This window comes from Lewinella sp., assembly GCF_050633125.1.
In the GTDB taxonomy this organism is placed as follows: domain Bacteria; phylum Bacteroidota; class Bacteroidia; order Chitinophagales; family Saprospiraceae; genus Lewinella.
In genome coordinates this window covers 20804-33332 of the sequence record NZ_JBOEFX010000101.1, presented here as the reverse complement: position 1 = coordinate 33332, position 12529 = coordinate 20804, and the positions used below count along the sequence as shown (strand labels likewise).

Here is a 12529-nt window from a genome sequence, read left to right as displayed (position 1 = left end):
ATTCGGGATGACTCATGTTTGTTTTGTTATGATAATTGGGGCCATGCCCGCGCTATCCACTACTCCTTTATGCGGGGTGTGAACCCCTGCCCTACGTAGCAGTTACTCTCGCTTGTCCTGCTCTCCCTATGAAAATCGGGATGCGCCGTGTTTGAGACTCCGCTTTGCACACAATTTTGCGCCAATCGTACCAGTGCGATCATACGGTTGGGGCGCATCTCGAACAAAATCAGGAGTGGGGTCAAATACACACCTCAGAGAGGTGGAATATTGGTAGAAAAGATAAAACAAACGATGAAACGACCTCGGATGAGGTCGCATAATAGGAAACATAGCCCTCCGCTTTGATTCGTCCGGCCCTCTCATCTAATAGGAATTGATATTCGACCTCATCCGAGGTCGTTTTAATCCGAATAAATATTGTTCTACCAATCTATGACCTCTCCGAGGTCAATTCCAAACACATTTATGTGTCTTGACCTCAGTAGAGGTCAATCGCTTACATCTTCCCCTTCAACCAATCTACAATCTTCAATACAAAGAAGGAAGCCGCCGCCGTAAGCAGCAATAGCCCTACAAACATAAAGTATTGCTCAATAGCCCATGAGAAAGCCGTACGCAAACGACTTGTAAACGAGACTTCCCGAACCCTGCTTTCTGTAAGGTCTAGCTTGACAGTACAAAACTCGTTCTCGGCATCGAAGCTACCGAGCTGCACGCCTAAAGCCTGTAGCTGTCCATCGATCTCCAGAATACGGTTTTCCAAACTGATGTACTCTTCAATTTTACCGCCTTTGGCTTTCAACTCCATCAGGGATTGGCGGGTATTATTTAGCGTGGCACGTTTGGCGTTCAACTCGCGGTATTCGTTGGTCTTATCCGTCTTTACAATACTGATAGAGTTGATCTTGTAGTTAGCTTGCAGGTAGGCTACAAAATCATCGAAAACCAATGGAGGAATACCAATTTGCAAGCTCAGCTTTCGACTTCCTTCATTACCAGATTTTTGCTGGTATTGAATGATGCCATTTTCTTTCTCAATGGCTGCCTTTATACTGGCTTCATCTTCTCCGAAAGCAGTACTGCTGGCGCTCATATTCGCCGTTTTTTCGTACTTCTGATCTACCTGAACAGTAGTAGGCGCTTGGGTTTGGGCAGCATCCGCTTTCTTGTACTCGTAACGAGAAGAAGCAACGTTCACCATCAGGTTATCCATACTGCGCACGGATTGGGCTACGCTGCCATTAGAACTATCACGGTAGATGATCTCATTTTCTGGATAATAGACGTACCCGTAGATCAAGCGAGCAATAAACAATAGTACAAACAGCAGACCGAAGCCAATGACTGTGTTGCGTAAACGTGTTTTGAAAGAGCTCATTGTTATTAGTGTTTTAAAGGTTAAGTACTCTGCCCAAAAGTCAGCAAATTATTATCAGGGTCGAGCAGTGCAAATTCTTTCTGTCCCCAAGGTTTCACCTGTAAAGGTGCCGCCGGATGAATGGGGACTTTCTTTTCCAAAAAAGACTGATAAACATCTTCAATGTTCTCCGTTTGAAAATAGACCTGCCCGTAATTTTCTTTTGGATCAAGGTCTTTAAATTCGAAAAAATGAAGCTCCACCTGATCTTTCTTTATCATCAAATAGCCTTCATAATCGGTATTACTCGCCAACTCAAACCCCAACATATTGAGGTAATAGTCACGGGTAATCGCTTTGTTGCGCATGGGGAGTTTAGGATGGATGCTTGTGAGCATTAGGTTGTTTATGTTAAGCTATTTAATATCTTGATTCTCCATTGAGACACCTTTTAGGATCATGCTTAAAGCCCATTTCAGCGTGTCATTAGATTCTTCCTTATTCAATTTACAAACATCTTTACAAATTACGATTGAATCTATGCCCATTAGAACAGAAGCACTAGCAATTAATTTTTTGAATGTCTCTTTGTTGAGTGTCTCTTTGTAAGGCTCAAGAGCCATTTTTAAAGACTCCATTCTTCTTGCTCCTCTAAGCGGCTCATCAGAAACGATAGACTCTGACAGTACAGCGCTGAGATATCGTCTGAATATGGTTTCGTTCTCTTGAGCAAGTTCATTGTAGTGTTTTTGTATGTGAAAAATTCTCTCTGCAAAAGTCAATTCTTTCACCTCTTCAAAAAGCTGATCAGTAGATTTATGACTAATATCTAAACTTGTCTCAGCAAAAAGTAAATCGATATTAGAGAAGTATCGATACATGGTCGCTCTTGAAATTTTCGCTTTTTTGGCAACATCTTCTAATGTGATTTTTTTTTCTTCCTGCATTAATTCCCTGGCTGCATTAAGAATCTCTAATCGGGTTTGCAGTTTCTGCTTAACCCTACCTTTTGTGATTTCAGCTCTATTCATGAGACAAATATCTCATAAAATTTGCAATCGTCAAAACCTCTCCTTATACTTGTGAGACAATTATCTCATAAAGAAAAAATCAATGATGAAAGAAAAAAGTAACCTTTGGGTTTTAGGGCATAGAATAAGCCCTATTGAAGTTTCAGGAAATTATGACATGGTAATCGGTGAAACGGCTCCGAATGTACCAGGTCCACCACCACATTTCCACACCGCACTAAATGAGGTCTTTATGGTATTAGAAGGAGAAATGGAATTTTTAATAAATGGAGAAACAAAAATTCTTCATCAAGGCGAATCCGTTGATCTTCCTCCCAATGTTGTACATACCTTCAACAATGTTGGATCTTCCTCTTGTAAGTGGCTTAACATCCATAGTCCTAAAGGGTTTTCTTCTTTCTTCGAGGAGATGGGTATTCAGGAAAATGAGCCAGAAGCCATGAAAAAATCAGTTGACGAAAGTATTATAAATAAAGTAATGCAGACAGCTGCGGATTATGATATGCATATTAAACTATAAAAAACAAGTATGAAAACATTGATTATCGGTGCTACGGGTGCATATTCCGATCTATCTGCCCCTTATTCATCTCTTGATTTTTATTCTTTAGCTGCGGTGATGTAGTCGGATGCGCGAGTCACCGGTCAACTTAATGATTTAGGGGACAAATCGCAACTGCACCCCAGTCCCCTACAAAAATCGCTGCAAATTCTTTTTAAAATAATCGGCGCTATCAGCGGCACTTTGGGTCGAATTATGAGCATAGTTACCGCCCTGTTCTATGAAGTAAAATTCGAGACCAGAAGCCACAGGATCGGGAAGCAAATCAAGGTAATCAATTGAGCCATTCCCTAGTTCCGTGTAATCTCTCGAAACCTTGTCCATGTCTTTGATGTGCCACATCACATAACGCTTTGGTTGCTTTTCTATCAATTCCTTCGGCGTATACTTAGAAGAGTGCATCACCCAATACATATCTATTTCAAACTTGACGAGCGCAGGGTCGGTCTCTTTTAAAATGATATCAAAACCATTTTCACCATCGTGGTCCTCAAATTCAAAACCATGATTATGGTAGGCAAAACCAAGGCCGGCTGCGGTAATCTGCTCTCCTATCCCATTTAGCCTGCCTGACATCAGCTTGAAATTATCCAAGGTACGTTGCTCAGGAGCAATCCACGGCCAGGTAATGTACTTCATTCCCAAAGTTTCAGCACCCTTGATACACTGATCAACAAACCGCTTAAGCGCATCATCTGACGCATGAAGGAAAGGCGAAAATCCAAAGTGACCACTAGAGACTGAGAGTCCCAATTCATCAAGAATCCTCCTGAACTCTATAGACTTAAACCCATAAAAAGTATCTTCTTCCGGTTCGTAACCATAGGTTTCAAAATCCTCATACCCCATCGCTTTCAAGGCTTTTATCGTGGCAACAGGATCTTTGGCCATCTCGTCCCGTATGGAATAGAGTTGGTAGCCCATTTTGTATTTCGGATTAGGTTTACTAAACAAGGAACAACCAGGGAGTGTGAGCATCGCTGCAGCTCCTACAATACCTGATTTTTCTAAAAATTTACGTCTATTCATTTGAAGATGGTTACTGGTTACTGGTTACTGGAAATACCTTAATATCGGTCTACATCTATTTTCACCGTCCGCCGTAGGCCTCAATCATCCGATAAGGATATAACTCCGGCAACTTGCTCACCTCATCCAATTGAGCCATCTCGTCGCTACTGAATTCCAGGGTAGCTGCTTCCAGATTTTGTTCCAACTGCACAAACGTGCGTGCTCCGATGATAACAGAAGGTACAATTTCTTTGTGTAACAACCACGCCAAAGCTACTGCTACGTGCGAGCTTTTATGGGATTTAGCGATCCTATCTACCACTGCAAGAATCTCCCAGTTCTGGGCTTGATTACGGCGTTCCCAGCTTTCTTCTGTATGGTCGGCAGTCGTGGCAATACGGCCTTCAGTAGGCTGCTGGTCAGGCGTGTACTTGCCTGAAAGGAATCCGCCGCCCAACGGGCCCCACGGCAATAAGCCCAGCCCTTCGGTCGCACAGAGGTCGGCAAACTCGTACTCCAGATCACGCTTCACGAGACTGTACTGGTACTGCGCGGCAATGAAGGGAGAATAGCCAGATTGCTCCGCCATGCCCTGTGCCTTCATCAGCTGCCAGGCCTTAAAGTTGGAGATACCCAGATAACGAACTTTACCACTGCTCACCAAATCGTCCAGCGCCCGTAAGGTTTCAGATAGTGGCGTGATGGGGTCCCAGCAATGCAGGTACAAAAGGTCGATATAATCGGTATTCAGTCGTCGTAGCGAATCGTGGACACTCTCGATCACATGCAGCCGAGACAGGCCACTCTGGTTGGGGTCTTCTCCCATCGGGAAACGAACCTTCGTAGATAGGATCACCCGCTGGCGCTTGCCGCCAAGGTGGCGGCCGATGATTTCTTCAGAACGACCTTCTGCATAAACATTCGCTGTATCAATGTGATTGCCACCTGTAGCCAGATAGTGATCCATGATGCGTTGTGCTTCTGGTTCAGGAGTGGTGCGTTCACTCTTTTCACCAAACAACATGGAGCCTAGAGTGAGCGGGCTGGTCATCAGGCCGGAACGGCCAATGGGAGTATGTTTCATCAACAGTTGGGGTTGTTTTTGTAAATATACCCGTTAAGGAACAAATACTCATTATGCTATGGCATAACTCCGTTTTTGGCACCTTCAATTAGCCGCAAAATAACCACCTCTAGAAAGCATGTTTATTTATGTACAGTTCCTAAGCCCTGATTTAGGGAGGCACTAGGTGAAAAGAGGAGTAAAAAAACACAACAATTCTTTATTTTCAATATTTTCTGAAACTTTAATAAGATTACTGCGTTTAACTATTAAATCCTACCAATTATGACCTGGAATATTGCTGGATATTTAGTTTACTTGCTACTCTCTACCTATACCATTGTTTTCATTGGGAAGCGATTACACAGCAACGGCATTCACTTTATCAGGAAGGTTTTCACCAATGAAGAAACCGCGAGCAGTGTCAACAACTTGCTCTTGTTAGGTTACTACCTGGTGAATATTGGCTACCTGTTCATGACGATCTCTTACTGGGAGCCCATTACCAATTTCCCGGCTCTACTCCTGATCCTGACAGAGCGCATTGGCATTATCTACCTCTTGCTGGCACTACTTCACTACAATAATATTCTTTGCCTATACCTGTATGCAAAGTGGAACCATATTGATCTATTTACCCTTAAAAACAATTATCATGGTTGATAACAAATTGATTCTCATCGGCTATTTGATTTACATGCCCCTGGCTATTGCGTTGACCATTTACGTTTCCAGAACACTTTTTGCCAACGGAAAGCATTTCATGCTAGCAATCTTTCACGGAGAAGAAACCATTGCCCTGGCCACTAACCGCTTATTTGAGATGGGGTTTTATCTCCTCAATATTGGTTTCGCGCTTTACACCGTAAAAATGTATGGCATCGCAGATACCCAAGACCTGGTAGAAAACCTGGCCGTCAAAGTAGGCGCCTTCTCCGTCTACCTCGGCGTAGTGCTCTTCCTCAATTTATACCTCTTCCTGCGAGGGAGAAAAAATGCCCGTAGAACAGACGTCCCAGCAGTGGCTTGATCAAGTGTAGTTGTAGGTTTTAAGCAAAAGGCTTCTTGTGGAATACAGGAGGTCTTTTGTGTTTGCCCTAGTACCTAGAGGGAACAAAATAGACTTAAAGCTGATTTTTCCTCCCCAACCACCCAACCCCCTACCCTGGTTCTCCGTCTTACCCGAAAACGAACGTAAGTAACATGACCAGAATAATCCTACTCCCGCTATTAGCCCTACTGTTTTTTTCTTGTAAAAAGGAATCGGTAGACATCAATCAAACTCCGGAAGCGTTGGTTTATTCCACTAGCTTTGAAGACCAAACGACCTTGGAGCAAGAAGGATGGGAAGGACTTTACACCCTACTTGAAGACAGCCCGGCTAGCGGAGGAAGCTATAGCCTCGCCCTTGAACCACAATGGCTACCCGGCGTTGGCGAAGCATCTTATGTGCCGACCCTAGCTGGCAGTGGCAATTACCATATAGATTTTTGGTTTAAAACCATCAATTGGGACGGAACCTTCGTCATAAACAAGCGGCTTTCGGGTAGCGATGAGGAAGAAAACCTGCTCACCGTTTCCTTAACGGAAGAAGATTGGACCTTTGCCTCTCATAGTCTTGCCCTTGATTTGGCGGAGAATGAATCACTGGTCGTCTATTTCTCTGCGGGAGGCACCGAAGTAGTAACCGGTAAGGTTTTGGTAGATGAATTTTCTATTTATCAGGAATAATAAAAACGGGCGCCCCATGATGGAGCGCCCGCGCAATTTAGGTAAGGGTTTCTCAAAATTAAATTCTTAGTTGGAGCTTTCGCAAAAGTCCGTAGAGAGGATCGGTCGCTACGCGTCCCTGAGGTATAGAGTAGAGAGAAAAAGAATCGACTCCTCCTGGGTTCTCAAAATCCCTATACCCTTTACCTCAAGGAGCGACAAAATCGCTCCGCATCCCTCTACGATTTTCGGCCAAAGCCGAAAATCCACCTCAACTATCCCCCTTCACATAAAAAGGAAGATTGACCGTCGCTGCGTTGCCATTACCATCGTAAATGACGAGAAACATCCGGTAAGGGCCTTTCTTTAATGGTGCCCGAAACTGTAGGACGCCATTCTCTTCCTTGATGATTTTAAAATCCATCGCTTCGGGCTTTGCTTCCGCATCCCCGCCTGAACGAATGTCGGTACTCTCGGGCAACAACTCCCAACGATAATCCAGTTTATCATTATCAGGGTCATAGGCATCAATATTAATGGTGCAAACATCTCCTTGCTGGGTAAAGACGCTTTCCGTGACATTCTTTCCGTTCATAGTGAAGCTGTTGATGTGAGGAGCGCGGTTTTTAGGCCACTCGCCCGTCCACGAGTGCTCTAGTACGTCCATCACTTCCGTTTCGGTACCGTCTGCCAAGAATACACCGTACCAGGTGCCAGTAGTTTCCTGCTTGTGCCCCCAAAGGAATACATAAGACCCAATGCACATGTCGGCATCTTCTGCAATACCTTTGTTGTAACGCTCTTGGTAAGAAGCCGCTTTCTGGCTGCTTGTCTGCTCTATCGGAGCTTCCCATGCGGTTTTGGGTACTTCCCAGTGGCCATTAGGTCCCCATTCCGTAATCATGTATGGACCATCCCAACCAAACTGGCGGAGTTCTTTGCCAACTCCTAACAATCCGGCATAAGTATTGATACCATATATATCAATACTCGGCGCTCGCTCTTTAATCAGTTGCACCTCTGCCACATCCAGTCCGGCGGTGACCGTCATTGTAGGGTGATTAGGGTCTTCTTCGTGAATCATACTGGCGATATCTTCTATTGCATTCCAAACTTTGAAATTAGAATAGAATAAATCGTTTTCATTGCCAATTCCCCACATCAACAGTGCAGGGTGATCTTTAAAGGTTTTCACCACTTCGCGGAAGCCTTCCAATTGTGCTTTTACGCCTTTTGGGTCATCATAGTTAAAACCTTGCCGTTCTTGTCCAACCCATAGGCCCATCAAAACAGTCATTCCCCTGCTATGTGCTTCATCAAGAATTTCCTGTGCACCATCCGGGCTCCAGGTACGCAAAGAATTGGCACCATAAGCAGCTGCCTGATCCAGGTAATCTTTTCCGCCTACACCATTCACATAGTAAGGCGCTCCTCCTCGTAGCAATTGCCACTTTCCATCTTGCTGTACCAGCTCTACTTTTATAGGGCCTGTCTCCTGAGCCTGGATGCTCATTCCCCAAAAGAATACCAATCCTAGTAGTAAATATTTAAACTGCCTCATGTCCTCTATAAGGTTTATTTTCATAATCTTTAGAAATCTATCCAAAAATTAGGCAAAGAAGGGCTAACAGCCAAGAAAATACGGAATTGATGTACTAATGATGTAGGTCAATTTCGGCTGGATGTAGCCTTGATGTAGCTTCCTCTTAAAATCCTGCCCAAGGAGTAACTACATTTGTTAAGAGCACCTTTTTATCATTTCAATCAACCTGTGTATGGCATCTATTTACCGTATAGAACAACATCGAAAGGTTCCTGGCCGTGGTGGCACCTTGGCACTTCTTGTGCTACTGGGCTGCTGCTATGGATTTTCTCTTTTCGGTCAATATCAACCACCTGGTCAGACGATAACTCGCTGGGCGACTCCTTCCGAAGTGGCACTGGAAACAGATACGACCAGCTTGCTTTGGTTAGACCAACGCGGCGGCTCTGCCATTGGTGATAAACTAAAAAAACAGCCACAAAAACTGACCGTTTTTGGGTATTACCGTTTATTCCTATACGGTCGTAATATGACCGAAGCGTACCCCAATCTTGCGCCTTACGAGCGTACTTATGGTGTGGGCGATGGCTACCGGGAGCCAATGATGTCGCTAAATCTCACGGCTCGCCCCAATGGTCGTACTGCTTTTGGAACAGAACTCTTCTTCTTCACACCTTATCTGGGCACCAACACTCGGGCAACCGACAATACATTCACGCTCAACCTGGGTTTGAATTTTTACGGTAACTTTCGTACCAACATAGGTAAATTCGGCGTCCGTGCTGGCGGTATTCACTGGTACAACCTCAGTCCTTTTACCGTTGGAGTATACCAACTGCTGGACCGATTCTCTATTTTTGACCGTACCCCTTGGGAAGGAGTTACCAATTTGGGCAAATACGACAACTACTTCCAGTCTGGTAGTCCCAACCCTGGAGATTTACGCTGGAACAACCAAGCCTTCCAAGGGCTTATCCTCGACGGAAGAAGTCTTCCTGGCGGCTTAGGCTTTGATATGTTCTGGGGAAAAACACAACCCAATGCAGGTTTAGCCAATGCAATAGTTGACCCTAGTCTTACCATTCAAAATCCAGGGCAAGCAGGTAATGTACCTACCTACCAAGGTTTTTCTGGTGACAAAAGAGCCCTACCCAGCTATATCGCTGGTGGTAAGATTTCCAAAACCTTTGGCTCGGAAAGAAACACCCTCAGTGTAAATACCATCTACAGCCACACTGCTTTAGACAGTATCTCCAACGACAACATGAACTACCAGGTGCATACCTTGACGGTCAATTGGAAACTTGGGAAGGTATATGTGGAGGGTGAGTTAGGCGGTGGTAGCTTTGAGAGCCCCATCACGGAACGTAAATGGGGGGAAGCACTGATGATGCGTGTCCTGATTCCGAAAGAAGTTTCGGTACTACCGTTGGATATCCAATTGTATCAAATCGGGAAAGATTTTTATAATCTTAATGGTGCAATAAACACGACTTCCAACCCTGATATTCAGCAAAATTTCGCAACTAATGTTAACGCAGGGCAAGTTTCCACAGGAGGCTTACTTACCCAGGTAGGTCAGTTGGCGCATAACCGCCGCGGAATAAACTTAAACACCGAGGCGACCTATAAGGATTTCAAATTCAATTTTGGATGGGGACTGGCCGGAGAGCTAGAAGTTCAAAATTCAGACATTTCCTTTGTACACCGTATCAATGGTTTGGCGCTTTCGCGGATTTACAATCCCTTCCCGGAAAATGCGACCTCTGCGACGGTCTTTGGCCCTTACAATCGCCAGTTTTCCTTCTTTAGAGGAGTTTCAGAACGAGTAAGGACCACCGATCTCGACCCTGCCACAGCAGCTCCGCTTACCAAAAAGTATTACAATTCGGTAGACTTCCAAGCGAAATACAAGACTAAACTCGACGAGAAGGCTTTCTACGTTTTCTATCTGGGCAACCTGATGGCAGCAAAATCGGAAGCAACTCTTTGGCCAACCCTTAGTCCAGAAAGCTACCTTTTTGTTCAATATCACGAACTGGACATCTACTACGAGCTGTTTCCAAAATTCTTATTGACGAGTTACCTCGGACTGGAACGCACCCAAGGGGGCCGTTTCACCGAATGGGGAGAAAACGACTTGCCGCGTGATCAGACCGGCCTCGCTATCGGCGGCGGTTTCGACTGGACACTCAATGATGCAACCGGTCTATACTTCCGCTATCGCCACATGGACTTTGAGGACAAAAACTTTGAACTCGACAAGTACAAGGGCCATGAAATCACTATTGAATTAAAAACCTTCTTTTAATCCACCAGTAATGAATAAAAATCTACTATATCCTATATTTTGCCTGCTTCTACTTTGCTGTTGGACGACAGGACAAACACAAGATGGTTCTTCCCTGCCCAGCAGAGAAGATGCCGACGCTAAAGCAAAGGTTCAGTTCAATGGTTTGGGCCGGACGATCCTAAACAATACCAGTATCGACGGTGCTTTGCTGGATACCGATACGACCACCGCCCGCCGCCTCTCTGACGGAGAGTTCTTATTGGATGTGGCGATCAATGCCCAACCTAATGACAATACAGAGGTACAGGGTATTTTGCGTTTACGCAATGAGTTCGGAGGGTTCTTCGGAGCTGGTGTAACTGTTGAAATCCGTGAACTTTGGGCTCGCGGCCTCATCGCCAATACCGTCCGCTACCGCGTGGGTGATTTTGACCATGTGATGACGCCTTACACCTTGTTTCTCGCCAACGAAGAAGGAACCGTCAACGAACCCGAAGTCTTCCGTCCACAGAAAGACGTGATCGATTACGAACAGTTTTATACCGATAACAATAGCCGTCGACTACAGGGTGCCAAGCTGGACTTTGGTTTAGCCTTCCCGGTGATCCTCAGAGAGATGAAAGCAGAAGGCTTCGTGGCACGGATTCGGCCTACCGACTTCTTCACTACCCCCAATCGTTTTGTAGGTGGTGGAACTTTGGACTTCAGTACCCGTAGCTTACGTGACTCTGTAGGGTTGCAAGCAGACTTTGGTGTGAATCTTTCCAGTGTATGGGATGATTTAAAAACAGGAAATACGACTTCTGGTATTACTAACCAGGTGATTTCCTTAGACTTTGCAGTTCACCTTTTCGAGAATGAGCAAATCAATGTTCAGGTATTGGGTGAAGTTGGTAGCTCTAAGCTAGACCTGCGAGAAGAAGAGAAAACAACCTTTACCGAAGATGACACCTTCCTGGAAGCAGGAGTGGCAGTGGACCTCAAAGCCAGCAAGTTGCGCCTTTCTGCAACTTACCTGGACGTAGGCCCTGATTTCTTTAGTATTGCTGCGCAAAGCAAACGAGTTGCCTTTAACAGGAATAAGACCTTCTACAATCGTATTGGTAATGAGCGTCGCTTACGGATGCCTACCCTTTTTGACTTGGGCCGAGATCGGGCGTTGTACAATTTCCAGCTGTCGGAAGATTTGATGGCCTATGACCCTCGCTACGGCAATGTTATGCCTTATGGCAAAGCTACCGCCAACCGTACTGGCCTACAATTCGGTGCTGTTTACGGTGACGACAGCAGCATTTTTGACGCAGAGCTAGGAGTAGCACTTCTAAAGGAAATTCGTGGACAGGGTACTTTCGAATTGAAAGATTTCCTCCAGGTTCGCTTGGCGGCCGATGTTCACCTGAACAAGATACTTGATTGGGACAAGGCCACTAAAATCACTTTGGGTCTACAACAGGAACAAACAAACCGTGATGGTGTTGAAGTAGAGCAGGTAGACTTGAGTTCTACCCTTTTAGAGATTGGTCTCGAAGCAGAATTGTTTAGCCGTTTCGACCTGCTACTGGGTGCAAAGATGCTTTCTGCGGAAGGCAGAGATTATATACCTCTCATTGATGCATTCAATAACATCGAAGATTTTCCTGCGGCCTTCGTTGCCGACGATCAGGAAACCATGATCGGAGCAGGCCTACGCTACCGCTTCAAGGATGATGTATACCTGACGGTACAGTTCCAGCAATTTAGCTTGGAGCGGGCATTAGACCCAACCAATGACTATGACTTACAGCAAGTATTTGCACAGTATGTCATGAAATTTTAATCCATAACAAGTATTGCGCAGAAAATAAACTACGATTTTCTTCAAGTTTTCCAAACAGTTAAAACGCTTTAAATGAATCGCTTATTTAACTATTATGAAAAACAATCACGTAGTAGCCGCGTAGCCAAATCGCTTTTTAT

Annotated in this window: 12 protein-coding genes; 6 read left to right on the top strand and 6 right to left on the bottom strand. The window is 44.9% G+C overall.

The window, feature by feature from the left end:
- Positions 1–499: 499 nt before the first annotated feature.
- The 3 genes from ACRBG0_RS20865 to ACRBG0_RS20855 are packed head-to-tail and all read right to left on the bottom strand — an operon-like array spanning position 500 to position 2391.
- Positions 500–1381 (bottom strand): DUF4349 domain-containing protein, encoded by an 882-nt coding sequence (locus ACRBG0_RS20865; protein ID WP_431488786.1) that lies wholly within the window; start codon positions 1379–1381, stop codon positions 500–502.
- A gap of 20 nt (positions 1382–1401) precedes the next feature.
- Complete coding sequence (locus ACRBG0_RS20860; RefSeq protein ID WP_431488785.1) at positions 1402–1758, bottom strand: bleomycin resistance protein; 357 nt, start codon at positions 1756–1758, stop codon at positions 1402–1404.
- 18 nt (positions 1759–1776) lie between these two features.
- Complete coding sequence (locus tag ACRBG0_RS20855; protein ID WP_431488784.1) at positions 1777–2391, bottom strand: TetR/AcrR family transcriptional regulator; 615 nt, start codon at positions 2389–2391, stop codon at positions 1777–1779.
- Between the two features lie 82 nt (positions 2392–2473).
- Here ACRBG0_RS20855 and ACRBG0_RS20850 point away from each other — a divergent pair, with 82 nt between their 5' ends.
- Positions 2474–2911, top strand: coding sequence for a cupin domain-containing protein (locus tag ACRBG0_RS20850; protein WP_431488783.1), 438 nt, complete (start codon positions 2474–2476; stop codon positions 2909–2911).
- A gap of 171 nt (positions 2912–3082) precedes the next feature.
- On the opposite strand, the gene ACRBG0_RS20845 is transcribed toward ACRBG0_RS20850, so the two are convergent.
- Both ACRBG0_RS20845 and ACRBG0_RS20840 read right to left on the bottom strand, forming a co-directional pair.
- Positions 3083–3982: a sugar phosphate isomerase/epimerase family protein gene (locus ACRBG0_RS20845; protein ID WP_431488782.1), complete on the bottom strand. Its 900-nt coding sequence runs from the start codon at positions 3980–3982 to the stop codon at positions 3083–3085.
- 61 nt (positions 3983–4043) lie between these two features.
- Positions 4044–5048, bottom strand: coding sequence for an aldo/keto reductase (locus tag ACRBG0_RS20840; RefSeq protein WP_431488781.1), 1005 nt, complete (start codon positions 5046–5048; stop codon positions 4044–4046).
- 264 nt (positions 5049–5312) lie between these two features.
- Here ACRBG0_RS20840 and ACRBG0_RS20835 point away from each other — a divergent pair, with 264 nt between their 5' ends.
- The 3 genes from ACRBG0_RS20835 (at position 5313) to ACRBG0_RS20825 (ending at position 6758) form a co-directional block, all read left to right on the top strand.
- A complete protein-coding gene (locus ACRBG0_RS20835; RefSeq protein WP_431488780.1) occupies positions 5313–5690 on the top strand; it encodes a hypothetical protein in 378 nt (125 codons plus the stop codon).
- Positions 5683–6057: a hypothetical protein gene (locus tag ACRBG0_RS20830; protein WP_431488779.1), complete on the top strand. Its 375-nt coding sequence runs from the start codon at positions 5683–5685 to the stop codon at positions 6055–6057. The genes ACRBG0_RS20835 and ACRBG0_RS20830 overlap by 8 nt, the downstream gene beginning before the upstream one ends.
- 173 nt (positions 6058–6230) lie before the next feature.
- Positions 6231–6758, top strand: a complete 528-nt coding sequence (locus ACRBG0_RS20825; RefSeq protein WP_431488778.1) for a hypothetical protein — start codon at positions 6231–6233, stop codon at positions 6756–6758.
- A gap of 250 nt (positions 6759–7008) precedes the next feature.
- Here the strand turns inward: ACRBG0_RS20825 and ACRBG0_RS20820 are convergent, their stop codons facing one another.
- The gene (locus ACRBG0_RS20820; RefSeq protein ID WP_431488777.1) at positions 7009–8298 is read right to left on the bottom strand and encodes a glycoside hydrolase family 2 TIM barrel-domain containing protein; all 1290 of its coding nucleotides are present in this window, start codon (positions 8296–8298) and stop codon (positions 7009–7011) included.
- 214 nt (positions 8299–8512) lie between these two features.
- Between ACRBG0_RS20820 and ACRBG0_RS20815 the strand changes: the two genes are divergently transcribed.
- Positions 8513–10591 (top strand): hypothetical protein, encoded by a 2079-nt coding sequence (locus ACRBG0_RS20815; protein ID WP_431488776.1) that lies wholly within the window; start codon positions 8513–8515, stop codon positions 10589–10591.
- A 10-nt stretch (positions 10592–10601) separates the two neighbouring features.
- Positions 10602–12389: a hypothetical protein gene (locus ACRBG0_RS20810; RefSeq protein WP_431488775.1), complete on the top strand. Its 1788-nt coding sequence runs from the start codon at positions 10602–10604 to the stop codon at positions 12387–12389.
- Positions 12390–12529: the final 140 nt, after the last annotated feature.